This window comes from Rosenbergiella epipactidis (assembly GCF_018494055.1).
Classification (GTDB): domain Bacteria; phylum Pseudomonadota; class Gammaproteobacteria; order Enterobacterales; family Enterobacteriaceae; genus Rosenbergiella; species Rosenbergiella epipactidis.
The window spans coordinates 476505-495552 of record NZ_JABBFQ010000003.1 but is presented as its reverse complement, the minus strand read 5'-3'; the positions used below and the strand labels follow the sequence as shown (position 1 = coordinate 495552).

Sequence of the window (19048 nt, the reverse complement as noted above, 5' to 3'; positions counted from 1 at the left end):
AAGCCCGATAGACAGGAAAAATGAGGCAAACAGCAATAGGGTATAAACCACGCTAAGATTTCAGCTAACCTATTGATCTCAATAATTAACAATATAAAAGTGATGATGGTGTATGAAAAATAACGAAATCGCCCAACCCACCTTCCTCTTCCATGATTATGAAACCTTTGGTAAACATCCTGCCTTAGATAGACCCGCACAGTTTGCTGGCGTGCGTACAGACAGTACTTTTACCGTGATCGGCGAGCCAGAGGTTTTTTATTGTAAGTTGGCGGATGATTATTTGCCCCAACCAGAGGCCGTATTGATTACGCATATCACACCGCAAGAAGCGCAACAAAAAGGTGTGACAGAGGCGGCGTTTACTCAACGTATTCATCATCTGTTTAGCGAGCCACACACCTGTATTGTCGGCTATAACAACATACGTTTCGATGATGAGGTCACCCGTCATCTTTTTTACCGTAACTTTCACGATCCCTACGGTTGGAGCTGGCAAGAGGGGAATTCACGCTGGGATCTGTTGGATGTGATGCGGGCTTGTTATGCGCTACGTCCTGAGGGTATTGTATGGCCGGAAAATGAGCAAGGGCTACCTAGTTTCAAGCTCGAGCATCTCACCAAAGCGAATGGTATTAGCCATACTCAAGCGCATGATGCCATGTCAGATGTCTATGCTACGATCGCTATGGCGCAACTGGTGAAAGAAAAACAGCCGAAGTTATTCGATTTCCTATTTACCCATCGTAATAAACATCGCCTGACCAGCTTAATCGATATCCCGCAAATGAAGCCTTTGGTACACGTGTCCGGAATGTTTGGTGCAGCCCGCGGCAATACTAGTTGGATTGTGCCCCTGGCTTGGCACCCAGAAAACAAGAATGCCGTGATTACCGTTGACTTAGCCGGCGAGATCGCACCACTTATTGCCCTGAGCAGCGATGCATTACGGGAAAAGCTTTATCAAACCAAAGAAGCACGCGGCAACGATGCGCCCATTCCGCTAAAGCTAGTGCACATCAATAAATGCCCGGTCTTAGCCCCCGCCAGTGTACTACGTCCCGAGGATGCTGAGCGCTTAGGGATTGATCGTCAAGCCTGCTTAGATAATCTTGCACTACTGCGCCAACATCCAGAGATCCGTGAAAAAGTGGTCGCCTTATTCGCAGATAAAGCCCCTTTTCCGGCAAACCAGGATGTCGATAATCAACTTTATGATGGCTTCTTCTCTGCAGCGGACAAACAGACGATAGACGTTATTCGTCAGACCCAGCCTCAGCATTTACCGGCAATGGATTTACGCTGGAGTGATAAACGGATCGACGAGCTTCTGTTTCGTTTTCGGGCAAGGAATTATCCGGGCACATTAGATGAATTGGAACAGCAACGCTGGGTAGAACACCGACGCTTAGTGCTGACGCCGGAAAAGGTCAATGACTATTTCGAGCAACTGACTGTATTACTGCAAGAACACCAAGAATCTCCTGATAAAGTCGCCCTATTACAGGCTTTGGCCCGTTATGCCCAAGAGTTATTAAGTTAAAAAAAAAGCCTGCTCAGCAGGCTTTTTCGATTAAAGGGGCGAAATTACTTATTTGGAATCTCTGAAACCACTTTAACTTCGCTCTTATTAATTTGTTGTTTCACACCGTTTGCATCGGTGTAGCCCACTAGGCCGGCATCCGTTTCTTTTGGCTTACCGTCGCTGACTATCGTGCGCCCATCAACAGTATGGATTGCGTAGCTAGTACGTGTACAACCCGATAATGCACAAACAGCAATCATTGCTACAGCAGGGATAATCAACTTCTTCATATGACACTCCTTGAGATATGTAATTTATCGCTTCCTCTTAAGTATAGACCCTATTTAGAATTTTGCAGGAAACAAAAAAAACCGACCCCAAGAGGTCGGTTTTACCTAAGCACTAAGGCTTAACGTTCTTCGTCATACTGCGGAACAGGTAGACGGAAGCCTTTGGTCACAATCGCCAGATAGATAATACCGATTGCTGCCCAGATTAAGCCCAGTTCCATCGAGCTTTTCTCTAAGTTAACCCACAGCGCACCGACCGTTATCGCCCCACATAAGGGTAGGATCAGGAAGCGAATATTATCCTTCAACGTGCGACGCAGTTTCTCACGGATCCAGTATTGCGAAATTACTGATAAGTTGACGAAGGTGAACGCAACCAATGCACCGAAGTTAATCAACGCAGTGGCCGTTACTAAGTCAAAATTAATCGCTAACAGAGCAATAGCACCAACTAATAAGACGTTGAAGACCGGGGTATGGAATTTCGGGCTAATGTAGCCAAAGAAACGTTTAGGGAAAACACCGTCGCGTCCCATCACATACATCAGTCGTGAAACCCCTGCATGCGCCGCCATACCTGACGCAAGAACCGTCACACAAGAGAAAATCAGGATACCGAATTGGAAGGTTTTCCCTGCCACATACAGCATGATTTCCGGTTGTGAAGAGTCAGGGTCGTTAAAATGGCTGACATCAGGGAAATAGAGTTGTAAGAAGTAAGACACTGCAATAAACAGTAATCCACCAATCAGCGCGGTAAGAAAAATCGCCTTAGGAATTACACGCTTAGCCTCTTTCGTCTCTTCGGATAATGAACTGATGCCATCGAAGCCTAAGAAGGAGAAACAGAGTATCGTCGCACCGGTTATCATCGGCACCACCTGCGAATTCTCGGTCCAGAATGGCTTACTACTGACTAATGTCCCTTCACCTGTGCCATGCGCGACGCCATAGATAACCATACCGACTATCGCTAACATCACCAAGATCTGTAATACAACAATCAGACCGTTAAAGTTAGCGACCGTACGAATACCTTTAAGGTTAGTCAGGGTCATAAAGCCAACTAATAGCACGACGAAAATCCACGAAGGGATCCCCGGGATCAACGACTCAAAATAGCTTTTGGCCAGCAAAATATTGATCATCGGCATAAACAGATAATCGAGCAGCGACGACCAGCCCACCATGAAACCAACATGAGGGCAAATCGATTTCTGTGCATAAGTGTATGCAGAACCCGCTGAAGGGAACCGGTGAACCAGTTTTCCGTAGCTCAGCGCAGTAAACAGAATCGCAATCAGGGCGAAGGCATACGCCGTGGCAACATGCCCACCCGTTAAATTCGTAACAATACCGAACGTATCAAACAAGGTCATTGGCTGCATATAGGCTAAGCCAATCATAACGACCGGGAAGAGCGTCAGTGTTTTCTTTAAGCTGGCACGTGATTGTGCTGGAGATGCATTAGTCTGCATGGTGTTGCCCCCCTATAGCCGCAATCGACACGGACTGCACCACAGGGAAACTCCGCGAAGGGAGAGAAGGAGTGACATTGATAGGCTGTGAAATAGCCTTAGCGCCGTAGTCATCGCGAAAGCGAGCAGCTGCTGCTACTTGCATAATAGTTGATGGCCCCATTACTTTTCCTCTAAACATACGCTCAAGCGTGAAAGGGTGACTAAGCCGACGTAGGCCGACCAATTAAACACTACTAGTAAGTTTTACTGCAAAAAAATAACCGACGCACGGTTAATTAAAACAGTTTACGTCGGTTATCTCGAATTTTGCAGGCCGCGCATTGTGCCTAAATCCAGCTTTTAAAACAAGCCTTTCAGGGTAAAACCTCAGAATTTTCTTTATCGGCTTTAGACCATCTAACCAAGCGGCATCGTGAAGGGATCACTATAGCGGTAGTGGAACCCTAAGCTGCGGCAAATGGCTTCGCCGTTGACCCACTTTCCTGCAGGTGCTTGAGGATCGATCGCCGCAAAGGTTGGCGGCTCGACTCCCAGCTGCTTAGCAACAAAGGGATAAAACTCATCACGCCTTGGGTGCTGGTGTGCCGAGAGATTGAAGGTTGTCCCCGAGCGCGGCGAGGCGAGAAGCAGTGCGATCGCCTCGATCACATCGTCGAGATGTACAAGGTTAACCGGCTGATTTCCTTGCGTTAACTGTTTTTTACCCGCTAAAAAACGGCCTGGATGACGGTCCGGTCCCACTAGACCCGATAACCGTAGAATATCCACCTCAATACCCGGTAACTGGTGCAGCCATTGCTCTAGCGTGACCAAGCGTTTCCCTGCGGGGGTGACAGGCAGAAGTGGACTGGCTTCAACCATCTCACCTTGCTGATCGCCATAGACTGAAGTCGAACTGGTAAAGATCACCCGCTTCACGCCATTTGCTATAGCACTGTCAACAAGGTTTTGGACAGCATTAACATAATGTTCTCCCCCATCGCCGCTGCGCGATGCGGGTAAAGTAATGATCAGCGTATCGACCGACATCAATTGCTCTAGCTCTTCAAAATCACACTCAATATCGGGCGTGGTGACTAATTTCACCGCAGAAATGCCGCAGCGTCGGGCGGCAAGAATACCATCTTCAGACGTTTTCGACCCTTGCACATCGTAGCCACGCTGGCTGAGCGCCAAGGCCAAAGGCATCCCTAACCACCCTAATCCAATAATCGCTATTTTTTTCATACCGGTCTCACCGTCAAAAGTCATGGTTCAAGGTTAGCGCGACTCTCCTGTCCCCACCAGTAAAGTTATCTGAGTTTGATGTAAAAAAATTCACCAAATGGACTAAAAAACGGTTGCCAAGGTCAATTAACTCGGCTAGGTTAAATGACATTACTTTTTTCCAATATTTGGATAAGAAAATTATGAATTTTGTTCAAACCCGCCATCAACACCATCATCATCCTGACTAGTCTTTCAGGCGATGACGGCTGGAAGACGATTAGGTCTTCCTCTGGTTTGAACGTATAAAGCCCTCGGAAGATCGCTCTTCCGAGGGCTTTTTTAATGCCCATAATAAATACAAAACAATGACAGACAGAAAAGTAAATCAAGAGGATTGGTGTAATGTTGGATAACACGCGTTTACGAATTGCAATGCAGAAATCAGGCCGTTTGAGTGATGAATCTCGCGAACTACTCACCCGCTGTGGAATAAAAATCAATTTACAACAACAGCGTTTGATCGCTTTCGCCGAGAATATGCCTATCGATATTTTACGCGTCCGTGATGACGATATTCCAGGACTCGTCATGGATGGTGTCGTTGATTTAGGGATTATTGGCGAGAACGTACTAGAAGAAGAAGTGTTGACCCGTCGCGCGCAAGGCGAAGATCCTCAACTCTCGATTTTACGTCGTTTAGATTTTGGCGGATGCCGTCTCTCTCTTGCCATGCCTGCCGACAGTGTCTATACCGGCCCAGAGTGCTTAGATACCAAACGCATTGCCACCTCTTATCCACACTTATTAAAGAAATATTTTGATTCGAAAGGCCTGACCTTCAAATCTTGTTTACTTAACGGTTCAGTCGAAGTCGCACCACGTGCGGGGCTGAGCGATGCTATCTGTGACCTGGTCTCAACCGGTGCAACCCTTGAGGCCAATGGACTGCGTGAAGTTGATGTTATCTATCGCTCTAAAGCCGTATTGATCCAACGCGCCGGCGAACTCTCTGAAGATAAACAAGCCCTGGTCGACCGACTGATGACCCGTATTCAAGGCGTTATTCAGGCGCGCGAGTCGAAGTACATAATGATGCATGCGCCGAGTGAGAAACTTGAGCAAATCATCGACCTGCTACCCGGTGCTGAGCGTCCAACCGTTCTGCCATTGGCCGGTGACCAATCGCGTCTTGCCCTGCACATGGTGAGCAGTGAAACGTTATTCTGGGAAACGATGGAAAAATTGAAAGCACTCGGCGCGAGCTCCATCTTAGTCCTACCCATTGAGAAAATGATGGAGTAACCGATGAGCACGCTGAATCCTATCGTTACTTGGGCGACCCTATCACCCGCTGAGCAGCAAAAAATGTTACAGCGCCCCGCGATGGCGGCGGCGAATAACGTTCGTCAAACAGTCGAACAGATTTTGACGCAAGTCAGTGAAGAAGGTGACGCAGCATTACGTCGCTTTAGCCAACAGTTTGATCGCTGTGAAATAGAACAATTCGCAGTGACGCCTGCGCAAGTCGACCAGGCCTGTGAGCGTGTGAGTCCTGCGCTTAAGCAAGCCATGGCGGTGGCGCGCGAGAATATCGAGACCTTTCACCAAGCACAGCAACTGGCGGGTGTCGATATCGAAACGCAACCGGGGATCCGTTGCCAACAAGTGACGCGTCCTATCCAAGCCGTAGGGCTTTATATCCCAGGGGGTAGCGCGCCACTGTTTTCCACCGTATTAATGTTGGCGACGCCCGCGAAGATTGCCGGTTGTGCTCGGCGGGTGCTCTGTTCGCCGCCCCCTATTGCCGATGAGATCCTCTATGCCGCTAAACTCTGTGGTATCGAAGAGATCTATCAGATTGGTGGGGCTCAGGCGATTGCTGCGATGGCCTTTGGTACCGAGACACTGACCTGCGTTGATAAGATTTTTGGGCCGGGCAATGCTTGGGTGACCGAAGCAAAACGTCAGGTCAGCCAGCACCTAGCCGGTGCAGCAATCGATATGCCCGCAGGCCCGTCAGAAGTATTAGTGATCGCCGACAGTGGTGCGACGCCCGCTTTCGTGGCGGCTGATCTTCTGTCACAAGCAGAACACGGTCCTGACTCTCAAGTAATTTTACTGACGCCTGATCAACAGATCGCGCAACAGGTGGTCGCAGAGGTTGAGCAACAATTAGCGCAACTGCCACGCTCGGAGACCGCCGCGCAAGCGTTAGCCTCCAGCCAGATCATCGTTACCCAAGATTTAGCCGAATGTATCGCTATCTCTAATCAATATGGCCCTGAACACCTTATCTTACAGGTCAGATCGCCGCGTGACTGGGTCGACAGTATTAGCAGTGCGGGATCGGTTTTCCTCGGTGATTGGTCACCGGAGTCCGCAGGCGATTACGCGTCGGGCACCAACCATGTGTTGCCGACCTATGGCTACACCGCGACCTATTCCAGCTTAGGGTTAGCCGATTTCCAAAAACGGATGACGCTTCAAGAATTAACCCCGCAAGGGTTTCTCTCCCTCGCCGAGACAATCGAAATATTGGCCGCGGCAGAACGTTTAGATGCGCACAAGAATGCGGTGACACTTCGCGTTAAGGCGCTTAAGGAGTCTTCATGAGTGACCAACTGAGTCAACTTGTCCGCCAAAATGTAAGAGACTTAACGCCTTACCAATCTGCGCGTCGCTTGGGCGGCTGTGGTGACGTTTGGCTTAACGCTAATGAATACCCAACACCGGTCAGCTTTTCGCTGACGCAGCAAACCTTAAATCGTTACCCTGAATGCCAACCTCGCGAGGTTATCAGCCGCTATGCCAAGTACGCAGGACTGAGTTCGGATAATGTGCTAGTAAGCCGAGGAGCCGACGAAGCCATCGAACTGCTAATCCGCGCCTACTGTGAACCGGGACAAGATACCGTTCTCTATTGCCCGCCGACCTACGGGATGTATAGTGTCAGTGCCGAAACCTATGGCGTACAGACCAAGACGCAGCGGCTTACTGAGGCATGGCAACTCGATGTCCCCGCTGTCTTGCAGCAATTGGACTCGGTAAAGATTGTCTATATCTGCAGCCCAAATAATCCCACCGGTAACCTACTCAACGCAGAGGCTATTCGCCAAGTCTTGACGGCGACCGCTGGTAAGGCATTAGTGGTTGTCGATGAGGCCTATATTGAGTTCTGCCCGCAAGCCTCTGTCGTCAGTTGGATGCAGCAATTCCCACACTTAGTGGTGCTACGCACCTTATCTAAGGCCTTTGCCTTAGCAGGCTTGCGTTGTGGTTTTACCTTGGCACAACCCGAGGTGATTCAAACCCTGTTGAAAGTGATTGCCCCCTATCCTCTTTCAACACCGGTTGCCGATATCGCCAGTCAAGCCTTAAGTGATGAGGGCTTGAAAGCAATGCGCGATCGTGTCGAGGAACTCAATACGATTCGCGATAACTTTATCCCCCGTCTTGCCGAGTTACCTTGCGTCGAGCAAGCTTTCCTTAGCGATACTAACTATTTCCTGATTCGCTTCCACGATTCCCCGGCCGTTTTTAAAGGGTTATGGGATCAAGGCATTATCCTACGAGACCAAAATAAAAACCTACTTCTCGGTGGATGTCTGCGGGTATCCATTGGTACTGAAGCTGAAATGGAATCACTTTATCAAGCCTTAACACAATTCGGTCCGAAGGGAGCACGCTAATGACCACTAAAACCCTATTTATCGATCGTGATGGGACACTGATCAGCGAACCTCCTCTCGATTTTCAAGTTGACCGTCTTGATAAGTTAGCTTTCGAATCAGGGGTGATCCCTGCGCTACTTGACTTACAAAAAGCGGGCTATGAGTTGGTGATGATCACTAACCAAGACGGATTGGGCACAGACAGTTTCCCCCAAGCCGATTTCGATCCGCCGCATAACTTGATGATGCAGATATTTGCGTCACAAGGCATTCAATTTTCGCAGGTGCTGATTTGCCCTCACTTACCGGCTGATAACTGCGCGTGCCGTAAACCGAAAACACAACTGGTTGAGGAATGGCTGCAAGAAGGTCAACTCGATAAGGCACAGAGTTACGTCATTGGTGACCGAGCGACCGATATTACCTTAGCCGAAAATATGGGCATTGAAGGGATCCGCTACGGTGCAGACGGGGAAACCTGGCCAACCATTGCTAAACGTCTATGCCGTAAAGACCGTTACGCCAAAGTGGTGCGTAATACGCACGAGACGCAAATTACGGTAGAAGTGTGGTTAGACCGTGAAGGCGAAAACAAAATTTCAACCGGGATTGGTTTCTTCGACCATATGCTCGATCAAATCGCCACTCACGGTGGCCTTCGCTTAGCTATCCAAGCGAAAGGCGATCTGCATATCGATGACCACCACACAGTTGAGGATACGGGATTAGCCTTGGGCGAAGCACTGCTTAAAGCCTTAGGTGATAAGCGCGGGATTGGACGCTTCGGTTTTACCTTGCCGATGGACGAATGCCTCGCACGCTGCGCGCTGGATATTTCAGGCCGACCGTGGCTGGAATATAAGGCTGAGTTTACTCACCAGCATGTCGGTGACCTTAGCACAGAGATGATCGAGCACTTTTTCCGCTCACTCTCCTATACCATGGCCGCGACCTTACATTTAAAGACTAAAGGTAAAAACGACCATCACCGTGTAGAAAGCCTGTTTAAAGCCTTTGGTCGTACGCTGCGCCAAGCGATACGCGTCGAAGGCAACACCTTGCCAAGTTCAAAAGGGGTGCTGTAATGGACGTTGTTATCCTTGATACAGGCTGTGCCAATTTGTCGTCAGTCAAATGGGCCGTACAGCGTTTAGGCTATCAGCCGACCGTCAGCCGCGACAAACACCTAGTACTGTCGGCAGATAAACTGTTACTCCCCGGTGTCGGCACTGCCAGTGCGGCGATGCAGCAGCTTGAAGAGCGCGATTTGATCGCGCTGATCACTCGCTGTACGCAGCCTGTCTTGGGTATTTGCTTAGGCATGCAAATTCTTGGCAGCCACAGTAAAGAGCGTGGCGAGATTAAAACCTTAGGCTTAATCCCGGAAGAGGTGCGCGCCCTAGAGACCGGAGAACTGCCAACCCCGCATATGGGCTGGAACCAAGTAACGGCGCAAGCGGGCAATCCACTTTTTCGCGATATCGATAAAGACGCTTATTTCTACTTTGTACACAGCTACGCGATGCCGGTTAACGAATTCACCCTCGCCCAGTGCCAATATGGCGAAGTGTTCTCCGCCGCGGTTCAACGCGATAATTTTTACGGCGTTCAGTTCCACCCCGAGCGCTCTGGCGCTGCGGGCGCACAGCTGCTGAAAAACTTTTTGGAGATGTCATGATTATCCCAGCGTTAGACCTCATCGAAGGCGCAGTCGTCCGTTTACATCAGGGCGATTATGGCCAGCAGCGTGATTATGGCCGTGAGCCCCTTCCGCGTCTGCAATCTTATCAGCAACAAGGCGCGGAAGTGCTGCACCTTGTCGATTTGACCGGTGCAAAAGATCCGGCCGCGCGGCAGATTAGCTTATTATCCGAACTGCTGGCAGGCGTCTCGGTACCTGTACAAGTCGGTGGCGGCATTCGTCAACGTGACGACGTTGTGGCGTTACTACAAGCCGGTGCAAGTCGCGTCGTAGTGGGATCGACCGCGATTCGTCAGCCTGAAATGGTTAAGGCGTGGTTCGAGGAATTTGGGCCAGAGGCTATCGTACTCGCCTTGGATATTCGCATCGATGAGCATCAGCGTAAAGAAGTGGCCATTAGCGGCTGGCAAGAAGCGTCTGGCGTGACATTAGAGCAGGTGATTGCCGATTACCAGCCCTATGGCCTACGTCACGTACTCTGTACCGATATTTCGCGCGATGGCACCCTTGCTGGCTCTAACATCGAACTGTACCAAGAAATTACCGCGACCTGGCCAGCGATCGCTTTCCAGTCTTCAGGCGGTATCGGTTCGCTGGAAGATATAGCAGCACTGCGGACTAGCGGTGTACAAGGCGTTATTGTGGGTCGCGCATTATTAGAAGATAAATTTACTGTCTCGGAGGCAATTTCATGCTGGCAAAACGGATAATTCCCTGCCTTGATGTGCGCGATGGCCAAGTGGTAAAAGGGGTACAGTTCCGTGACCATGAAGTGATCGGTGACATTGTACCGCTTGCGGCACGTTATGCGGCAGAAGGCGCAGATGAGCTGGTTTTTTATGATATTACCGCCTCCTCCGCAGGACGTGTCGTGGATAAAAGCTGGGTCGCGCGGGTGGCTGAAGTCATCGATATTCCGTTCTGTGTGGCGGGCGGTATTAAATCGGTAGAAGAAGCAGGCGAAATCCTCTCTTTTGGGGCAGATAAAATCTCGATTAACTCCCCTGCTCTTGCGGATCCTGAGTTGATCACTCGACTCGCTGACCGCTTCGGTGTGCAGTGCGTGGTTGTCGGTATTGATACGTGGTTCGACGAGACAACGGGCACTTATCAAGTTAAGCAATTTACAGGGGATGAGGCTCGGACTCGTAATACCTCGTGGCAAACTGCGGAATGGGTCAAAGAGGTTCAACAGCGCGGTGCTGGCGAAATTGTGCTAAATATGATGAATCAAGACGGCGTACGCCAAGGCTACGACTTGACCCAGTTAGCCCAAATCCGCCAAATCTGTCACGTGCCGCTAATTGCCTCGGGGGGTGCGGGAACCGAACAGCACTTTCTTGATGCCTTCACCCAAGCAAATGTCGATGGTGCCCTAGCGGCTTCAGTATTCCATAAGCAAATCATTAATATTGGTGAACTTAAGCAGTTCCTAAAAGATAATCAGATAGAGGTTCGTCTATGTTAACGCCCGAAGCAATCGCCGCCCTCGATTGGCAAAAAACCGATAACCTGATCCCAGCGGTTATTCAACATGCGGTGTCCGGGGAAGTTTTGATGCTCGGCTATATGAATCAAGAGGCACTCGCCGCGACGCAGCAAAGCGGCAAGGTGACGTTCTGGTCGCGCAGTAAGCAGCGTCTATGGACCAAGGGCGAATCCTCTGGACACTTTCTTACGGTGAAGCAGATTACGGCTGACTGTGATCGCGATAGCTTATTAGTTTTAGCCTTACCTCATGGCCCAACCTGTCACACCGGCACGTCGAGTTGTTTCTCTCCTGCTGCCACCGATTGGCACTTCTTATGGCAACTCGAGCAACTGCTAGCCAGTCGTAAATCGGCTGATCCGAGCAGTTCTTACACAGCCAGCTTATATGCCAGCGGCACTAAGCGTATTGCCCAGAAGGTTGGCGAAGAAGGGGTTGAGACCGCATTGGCTGCCACCGTCAATGACCGTGAGGAGTTAACCAATGAAGCATCAGACCTGCTTTATCACTTAATCGTGTTATTGCAGGATCAAGATCTTGATCTCAGTTCGATTATTGCTAATCTCCGTCAGCGTCATCAGGCATAACACTGACCGATGGGCGGCGCTATGCCGCCCATTTATGTTAATACTTCCCTTAATAACCGCTTCCTCCGTAGAAATCTTATTCACACTGACCTGTAATACTCTGCATACTAACGCCCTTTTCCCCTTTGGAGACGGTGAATGGATTCTCTTAGCTCTGAAATAAAACACAGTTTTGCGCTTTTCTCACTATGGCGAACCTTAGCCTGGAACGATGTCCTGAATCGCTATCGTCGTTCAATCTTAGGGCCATTCTGGATCACCATCAGTATGGCCACCACATTGTTAGCTATGGGACCGCTCTATGGCAGCCTATTTCACCTCAGCTTGCAGGATTTTTTGCCTCACCTCTGTCTTGGGTTAATTTTCTGGTCACTCTGCACTGGCGTGATTAACGAGAGCAGTACGGCATTCAATGATGCCGCCCATTTTATCCGTCAAATCCCCTTACCTTTCCCGCTTTATATTTTACGCGTCACATGGCGGCAGCTGATTATCCTGTTACATAACCTAACGGTTGTCCCTATCGTGATGCTTATTTACCCGCCTGACTGGTCTTGGAGTATGCTTTTACTCCTCCCCGCACTACTGATTACCCTGATATTTTTAAGTAGCGTCGGATTAATTGCGGCCATTATTTGTACCCGCTACCGTGATATTGCACCGATCATTACCAGTGTGATGACACTACTGTTCTTTGTTACCCCAATAATATGGCAATTATCACTGCTCTCGGCGAAGCAACAATATTTTGCTCGACTTAATCCTTTTACGCATTTTATTGAACTGCTACGCGGCACCACCTTAGGTCACTGTCCCGCATTGCTGGAGTGGCTACTCACCGCCCTGTTCGCCCTCGCTGCCGCCTTGATTGCGATGACCCTTATTTCCCACACGCGTAAGCGTATCGCTTATTGGATATGATTCATGTATATCGATTGTCAGCATCTTAGTATTCAATTTCCAATCTATAACGCCCAGCAACGTTCCTTAAAGCGCTCACTGCTCACTGTGGCAGGGGGGCGGTTAGGTCAGGTGGGTCGCACAATGACCGTGAATGCCTTGAACGATATTAGCTTTAGGTTGGATGAAGGGGATCGTTTAGCGCTACTCGGCCATAATGGTTCAGGTAAAACCACCCTACTGCGTGCATTGGCTGGCGTTTACAGCCCCAGTGCCGGACAGATCAAAACCTGTGGTCGAATGAGTTCGTTGTTGGATGCGACGCTGGGCATGGAACCCGAGTTAACCGGTATTGAGAATATCAAACTCAGAAGCTTACTTATGGGGATACCCAAGCAGCAACTCCCTAGCCTGATTGAGGACGTGATAGCCTTCAGTGAACTTGAGGAGTTTATCTCTCTGCCGGTGCGTACCTATTCCAGCGGTATGGTATTACGCTTAGCTTTCGCCATCTGCACAGCACAGCCGCCGGAAATACTGTTGATGGATGAATGGATCAGTGTCGGCGATGCGCTATTCAAAGATAAAGTCGAGCACCGTCTTCAGCAGTTTACTCAGCAGGCCGCCATTCTTGTTATTGCCACCCACGATGCGCATTTAGCCGCGCGTATCGCTAATCGACACCTGCATTTAGTAAAAGGGCGAATCGCCAGCTAAAAAAAAAGCCAGTGACCTAGTCACTGGCTTGCGAGGAGATTCAACTTAAGACTTAGTCTAACCACTCAGTGTGGAAAACACCTTCTTTATCGGTACGCTTATAGGTGTGCGCGCCAAAGTAGTCACGTTGAGCCTGGATCAGGTTCGCAGGCAGAACTTCTGAACGGTAGCTATCGTAATAAGCAATCGCTGCAGAGAAGGTCGGCATTGGGATACCATTCTGTACTGCATAACTCACCACATCGCGTAACGCTTGTTGATATTCATCAGCGATGTTTTTGAAGTATGGTGCCAGCAGTAAGTTCGCGATCTCTGGGTTCTCTGCATAAGCATCAGTGATTTTTTGCAGGAATTGTGCACGGATGATACAGCCCGCACGGAAGATTTTCGCTAATTCGCCGTAGTTCAGATCCCAGCTATATTGATCTGATGCGGCACGAAGTTGAGAGAAACCTTGTGCGTAAGAGACGATTTTACCTAAGTAAAGTGCGCGACGCACTTTCTCGATAAATTCCGCTTTATCACCGTTAAACGCAGCAACTTTTGGTCCAGTGAGGACTTTAGACGCAGCAACACGTTGTGATTTCAGTGAAGAAAGGTAACGTGCAAACACTGACTCAGTGATCAGCGATAATGGTTCGCCAAGGTCCAGTGAGCTTTGGCTGGTCCACTTACCTGTACCTTTGTTCGCTGCTTCATCAAGGATGACATCAACCAAGTAGTTACCGGTATCATCTTTCTTAGTGAAAATATCTTTGGTGATATCAATTAGGTAGCTGCTTAGCTCACCTTGGTTCCACTCGCTAAAGGTTTTCGCTAATTCTTCATTAGACAGACCTAAAGAACCTTTCAGTACTGAGTAAGCTTCTGCAATCAGCTGCATATCGCCGTACTCAATACCGTTGTGAACCATTTTCACATAGTGGCCCGCACCGTCTGGACCGATATAGGTCACACAGGCTTCGCCTTCTGCGCGTGCCGCGATTTTGTCAAAAATCGGTGCCACTAATTCGTAAGCTTCTTTTTGACCGCCAGGCATGATTGAAGGGCCTTTTAATGCACCTTCTTCACCGCCGGAAACACCGGTACCGATGAAGTTAAAGCCTTGGTCAGACAGCTCTTTGTTACGGCGAATGGTATCTTTGTAGAAGGTGTTACCACCGTCGATCAGGATATCACCTTTATCAAGGTGTGGAGTGAGTGAGGCAATCGTTTTATCTGTCGCTTCACCCGCTTGCACCATCAACAGGATACGACGAGGTTTTTCTAAGGACTCGACAAACTCTTCAACGCTGTAGAACGGCGCGAGTTTTTTTCCTGGGTTTTCTGCAATCACTTCATCCGTCTTTTCACGTGAACGGTTGAAGATTGAGACAGTATAGCCACGGCTTTCAATATTTAGCGCGAGATTACGGCCCATTACTGCCATTCCGACAACACCAATTTGCTGCTTAGACATTACATTCTCCTGTCTGGTAGAAAGCTTACCTATGTGAACATTATGTTCTAGGTTTGTTAGCGCGTACCTTGTCCTATAAGTTATATAAAAACCTGGCCGGGAAATCCATGCTTAACGCACGTTTGATCAAGTCCTCCCCGGTCAGATGCTTATTAATTACACTTATTGACGATATCCATGGGGATTTTTTTGCTGCCAGCGCCAAGTATCGACCATCATTTCATCGATACCACGCGAAACGCTCCAGTTTAATTCTTTCGCAGCCAAGGCAGGGTCTGCCCAGAACGCGGCAAGGTCGCCAGCACGGCGAGGCTTGATCTCAAACGGGATCGTGCAGCCCGAGGCCTGCTCAAACGCTCGGATCATCTCTAATACCGAGTAGCCTTTGCCCGCACCAAGATTATAAGCGCGATAGCCTTGAGTCTGTTGTAAGTGATCCAATGCTTTTAAATGACCTTCTGCAAGGTCCATCACGTGAATATAATCGCGTTGACAAGTGCCATCTGGCGTCGGGTAGTCGCCACCAAATACGCCTAACTGCGGTAACTTACCGATCGCTACCTGAGCAATATACGGCAGTAAATTATTCGGGATCCCTGAAGGATCTTCACCGATTTCGCCCGACTCATGCGCACCCACTGGGTTGAAGTAACGCAAAGCAATAGTATTAAATTGCGGCTCGGCTTTGGCAAAGTCTTGCAAGACCAATTCAATCATTAGCTTGGATGTGCCATAAGGGCTGGTCGTTCCCCCTATCGGCGTCGTTTCGACATAAGGTACTGGCGCATCGGCACCGTAGACAGTTGCCGAGGAGCTGAAAATAAAGTTCCAAATCCCTGCACGGCGCATCTCTTCGAGCAATACCAAGGTACCGGACACGTTATTTTCATAATACTCTAACGGCATCCGCGTCGATTCCCCCACCGCTTTTAAGGCGGCGAAGTGGATGACATCGGTAATGCGATGCGCAGCGAATAACAACTGCAAGCAGGCTCTATCACGGATATCACCTTCAACAAACGCCGCTTGGCGTCCGGTTAGCTTAGCCACCCGTGCCAGCGCTTCTTGCGAGGCATTACACAAATTATCCAATACAACGACGTCATCACCCCGTTGCAGCAGTGCTAAGACGGTGTGCGATCCAATATACCCTGCACCACCTGTCACTAAAATTGCCATGATTGATTAGCCTAAATTAAGAGTTAAGAAGTGTTTTAATCGAATCTCTGAAAGCCTGCCCGGATTGTGGATTGCGTAATCCATAGGCAACGAAAGCTTGCATATACCCGAGCTTACGCCCGCAGTTGTAGCTAATGCCATGAAGCTCACTGGCTTCCACCGCTTCAGCTTGATTGAGGGCGGCAATAGCATCCGTTAATTGAATTCGCCCCCAAGCGCCTGGCTGAGTATCTTCTAAATACGCCCAGATTTTTTCAGAAAGTACATAACGACCGACTGCCGCGAGTTGCGCGGTTTCCGGTAGATTTTCAACATGAGTCGGTTTTTCAATAAAATCAACGATACGGCAGGTATCACCTGCGGACGCTAAAGGCCGTTCGGTGGTGATCACTGAGTATTCTGCAAGTTCTTCGCGAGGCAGCGTCTGGCAGAGGACTTGTGAACGCCCGGTTTCAGCAAAACGCGACAACATCGCCGCCAGGTTATAGCGTAATGGGTCAGCACTTTGATTATCGAGAATCACATCAGGCAATACCACGACGAATGGATTATCGCCGACGATCGGCTTAGCACAAAGAATCGCGTTACCGAGGCCTAGCGGCTGCGGTTGACGCACATTCATTATGGTCACACCAGGGGGACAAATATTTTTTACTTCGCTGAGAAGTTGGCGTTTTACTCGCTGCTCGAGAAGTGCCTCAAGCTCGTAAGTGGTATCGAAATGGTTTTCCACCGCATTTTTAGAGGCATGAGTGACTAAGACAATCTCTTTAATCCCCGCGGTAACACATTCATCAATGATGTACTGGATCATCGGCTTATCAACGATGGGCAACATCTCTTTTGGAATCGCTTTGGTCGCTGGCAACATATGCATACCGAGGCCGGCAACAGGAATAACCGCTTTCAAATTTTTCATATCTCATCCACTGGTTGGGGTACGTGCACGATAGTATCGATGAGCCTAAACCTTCAAAGCATAGGGAGAGTCTGAAACTCTCCCTGCCCTATCACGATGAGGGATGTTTAGCCTCATCGTTATCTTTAAGCCACTGCTGTAATCGACTCTTAAGATTATTTTTCAATAACCTATCGACTGAAAGTGAATATTGCAAGTGATTCCAAGGACCATAAAAACGTAACGGAATAGGTTGATTCGCCAATAGAGCAATCATGCCGGGGTCGCCTTTCCAGCCACGTGTTAAGAGGTTGAAAGTGATATCGAGCTGATGCTGGGCAAAATTAATCTCGCCCAATGCGTTTAATGAGACTTGCGCATTCTCGCCTTCCAAACGCGTCAGCTGTAGCGTGCCATTACCTAAGCTAAAGTTACCCCGCATATCAGGAATAACCGGATGAAGAGTCGGATCAGAGTTGACGCGGTTACTGGCACGCGTCACGGCATCAATCACCATTTGTTGCACGTTCATTTGCGGGATATCGAGACCAATAAGATCGATGGTCGAGCGGCCTTGCCACTGAGTCAGGATATCTTTACCGCGTAGCCCCTGTCCGCTAAAGTCGCCTTGTAACGAAACCTCCCCACGTAGCACCGGCGGTATTTGCAATAATGGCTGCACAACTTGCAAAGGAATATGCTGTAAATCGGTGTGTAGGTCGACGGTAGCTAAATCAGGTCGGAAATCCACTTTGCCTTGAATCGCGAAATGGCCATCATCCACCTTACCGGAGAGCGTATTCAAGCTCATCATGCCCATCGCATTATGCGCGTTCAATGCTAACCCTTTGACTGTCACCCCATGCCAAGTGGCTTGATCAGCCGTAAGTTGACTCGTAATCTCGCTTTGATTCAACCAATCAATAAAACCGCGATTATTTTTCTCGACGACCACTGGGGTACGAGCGCGAGTTTGCACGTCGACACGCTTTGGGCTATTGGTCTGCGCAGCGACTTGCTGCGAGACTTGCGACCCGCCAGATAATAACAGCTGGTCAAAATTAGCGTTCTGTGAATGTAACTTAAGGTTAAGCTGTAAGGCAGGCGCTAATACACCGCTGGCTTCACCATGAAAATCGCTGTCGTTTGCATGCAGACTAAAGTCGTTGAGGTCGAAAGTATTGCTCATCGGTGACCATTGGGCGCTGAAGGTTGTTTCTCCTTTAACACCCTGCTCGGGTATAGAAACGCCTTGTAACTGATAACTGCCACGATCGACCGAAAAAGCCAATTTATAAGGATAATGACGCGCATCCATCTGCCCGTCGAAATCGATTGAGAATGTCTGCTGGTTTCGCGTTAAAGCGGTACTTAGGTGATAGCGGCCAACCCGCGAACTGTCTTGATGCAAACTCAGATCGACATTACGGAAATTGAGTTGTTCGCCTTGTGGATCTTGCCATATCAGTAAACTATTCGCCACCGACAGATGTGCGATATCTAAGGACCAGTGACCTAAAGAGGGGGCAAAGGCACTGTTATCGTCCGGCGCGATCGGTCCTGTGGCAGTTATTTTGGCGGCGGCATCCGGTGTGGCTTGAATCACCGCATGCATCACTAAGACTTTACTGATGTGCAACTGGTGGGAGAGTAAAGGGAGAAGCTCAACATCTAAACGCATATTGTCAGCCGTTACCGCAGGTTGTGAAGCGCCCGGCGCGGTCAGAACAATCGGTCCACTTAAGATGCTCAGTCTTGGCCAAACATGCCAGCGCAAATCACCTTTGAGCGTGAGTTGATAACCACTGCGCTTTTTAACCTGTTGGACCATATGTTGTTTGAAATCATTTGGATTCACCAACAGAACTAAAGCCGTCATTCCTGCGACCAGCACCGCAATGAGAATGGCGAAGGTGGTTATCAGCTTTCTCATGCCATCTC

General features: G+C 49.2%; 19 protein-coding genes and 1 other annotated feature. Of the genes, 11 read left to right on the top strand and 8 right to left on the bottom strand.

The features are described from left to right. Positions 1-112 precede the first annotated feature (112 nt). On the top strand, positions 113-1543 hold the full coding sequence (sbcB, locus tag HGT71_RS08010) for an exodeoxyribonuclease I (protein WP_214217307.1): 1431 nt from the start codon (positions 113-115) through the stop codon (positions 1541-1543). A gap of 44 nt (positions 1544-1587) precedes the next feature. On the opposite strand, the gene HGT71_RS08005 is transcribed toward sbcB, so the two are convergent. The 4 genes from HGT71_RS08005 to HGT71_RS07990 all read right to left on the bottom strand — a co-directional run bounded on the left by HGT71_RS08005 (position 1588) and on the right by HGT71_RS07990 (position 4523). Then, positions 1588-1815, bottom strand: a complete 228-nt coding sequence (locus HGT71_RS08005) for a YgdI/YgdR family lipoprotein (protein WP_048912232.1) — start codon at positions 1813-1815, stop codon at positions 1588-1590. Positions 1816-1934: 119 nt separating this feature from the next. Beyond that, a complete protein-coding gene (locus HGT71_RS08000; RefSeq protein WP_214217306.1) occupies positions 1935-3293 on the bottom strand; it encodes an APC family permease in 1359 nt (452 codons plus the stop codon). Then, positions 3283-3456, bottom strand: coding sequence for a hypothetical protein (locus tag HGT71_RS07995; RefSeq protein ID WP_168174379.1), 174 nt, complete (start codon positions 3454-3456; stop codon positions 3283-3285). Before HGT71_RS07995 ends, HGT71_RS08000 begins: the two co-directional genes overlap by 11 nt. Before the next feature lie 236 nt (positions 3457-3692). Continuing rightward, a complete protein-coding gene (locus HGT71_RS07990; RefSeq protein WP_214217305.1) occupies positions 3693-4523 on the bottom strand; it encodes an SDR family oxidoreductase in 831 nt (276 codons plus the stop codon). 205 nt (positions 4524-4728) lie between these two features. Further along, positions 4729-4848 (top strand) — a sequence feature (His leader region). Positions 4849-4907: 59 nt separating this feature from the next. On the opposite strand from HGT71_RS07990, the gene hisG reads away from it, so the two are divergent. The 10 genes from hisG to HGT71_RS07940 all read left to right on the top strand — a co-directional run bounded on the left by hisG (position 4908) and on the right by HGT71_RS07940 (position 13571). Next, the gene (gene hisG / locus HGT71_RS07985) at positions 4908-5807 is read left to right on the top strand and encodes an ATP phosphoribosyltransferase (protein ID WP_214217304.1); all 900 of its coding nucleotides are present in this window, start codon (positions 4908-4910) and stop codon (positions 5805-5807) included. A gap of 3 nt (positions 5808-5810) precedes the next feature. After that, positions 5811-7118, top strand: coding sequence for a histidinol dehydrogenase (hisD, locus tag HGT71_RS07980; protein ID WP_214217303.1), 1308 nt, complete (start codon positions 5811-5813; stop codon positions 7116-7118). Continuing rightward, positions 7115-8194, top strand: a complete 1080-nt coding sequence (gene hisC / locus HGT71_RS07975; RefSeq protein WP_214217302.1) for a histidinol-phosphate transaminase — start codon at positions 7115-7117, stop codon at positions 8192-8194. Before hisD ends, hisC begins: the two co-directional genes overlap by 4 nt. Then, positions 8194-9261, top strand: coding sequence for a bifunctional histidinol-phosphatase/imidazoleglycerol-phosphate dehydratase HisB (hisB, locus tag HGT71_RS07970; protein ID WP_214217301.1), 1068 nt, complete (start codon positions 8194-8196; stop codon positions 9259-9261). Before hisC ends, hisB begins: the two co-directional genes overlap by 1 nt. After that, entirely contained in the window at positions 9261-9854 is a 594-nt protein-coding gene (hisH, locus tag HGT71_RS07965; protein ID WP_214217300.1) for an imidazole glycerol phosphate synthase subunit HisH, read from the top strand. Before hisB ends, hisH begins: the two co-directional genes overlap by 1 nt. Then, positions 9851-10588 (top strand): 1-(5-phosphoribosyl)-5-[(5-phosphoribosylamino)methylideneamino]imidazole-4-carboxamide isomerase, encoded by a 738-nt coding sequence (gene hisA, locus HGT71_RS07960; RefSeq protein WP_214217299.1) that lies wholly within the window; start codon positions 9851-9853, stop codon positions 10586-10588. Before hisH ends, hisA begins: the two co-directional genes overlap by 4 nt. Beyond that, complete coding sequence (hisF, locus tag HGT71_RS07955) at positions 10570-11346, top strand: imidazole glycerol phosphate synthase subunit HisF (RefSeq protein WP_048912241.1); 777 nt, start codon at positions 10570-10572, stop codon at positions 11344-11346. Before hisA ends, hisF begins: the two co-directional genes overlap by 19 nt. After that, entirely contained in the window at positions 11340-11954 is a 615-nt protein-coding gene (hisIE, locus tag HGT71_RS07950; protein ID WP_214217298.1) for a bifunctional phosphoribosyl-AMP cyclohydrolase/phosphoribosyl-ATP diphosphatase HisIE, read from the top strand. Before hisF ends, hisIE begins: the two co-directional genes overlap by 7 nt. A 138-nt stretch (positions 11955-12092) precedes the next feature. Further along, positions 12093-12875, top strand: a complete 783-nt coding sequence (locus HGT71_RS07945; RefSeq protein ID WP_214217297.1) for an ABC transporter permease — start codon at positions 12093-12095, stop codon at positions 12873-12875. Between the two features lie 3 nt (positions 12876-12878). Continuing rightward, positions 12879-13571, top strand: coding sequence for an ABC transporter ATP-binding protein (locus tag HGT71_RS07940; RefSeq protein ID WP_214217296.1), 693 nt, complete (start codon positions 12879-12881; stop codon positions 13569-13571). 52 nt (positions 13572-13623) lie between these two features. On the opposite strand, the gene gndA is transcribed toward HGT71_RS07940, so the two are convergent. The 4 genes from gndA to asmA form a co-directional block, all read right to left on the bottom strand. Further along, positions 13624-15030 (bottom strand): NADP-dependent phosphogluconate dehydrogenase, encoded by a 1407-nt coding sequence (gene gndA / locus HGT71_RS07935; protein ID WP_099824322.1) that lies wholly within the window; start codon positions 15028-15030, stop codon positions 13624-13626. 162 nt (positions 15031-15192) lie between these two features. Further along, on the bottom strand, positions 15193-16209 hold the full coding sequence (gene galE, locus HGT71_RS07930) for a UDP-glucose 4-epimerase GalE (RefSeq protein ID WP_214217295.1): 1017 nt from the start codon (positions 16207-16209) through the stop codon (positions 15193-15195). 16 nt (positions 16210-16225) lie between these two features. After that, positions 16226-17128, bottom strand: a complete 903-nt coding sequence (locus HGT71_RS07925; protein WP_214217294.1) for a sugar phosphate nucleotidyltransferase — start codon at positions 17126-17128, stop codon at positions 16226-16228. Positions 17129-17219: 91 nt separating this feature from the next. Further along, positions 17220-19040, bottom strand: a complete 1821-nt coding sequence (gene asmA, locus HGT71_RS07920) for an outer membrane assembly protein AsmA (RefSeq protein ID WP_214217293.1) — start codon at positions 19038-19040, stop codon at positions 17220-17222. Between the last annotated feature and the right edge of the window lie 8 nt (positions 19041-19048).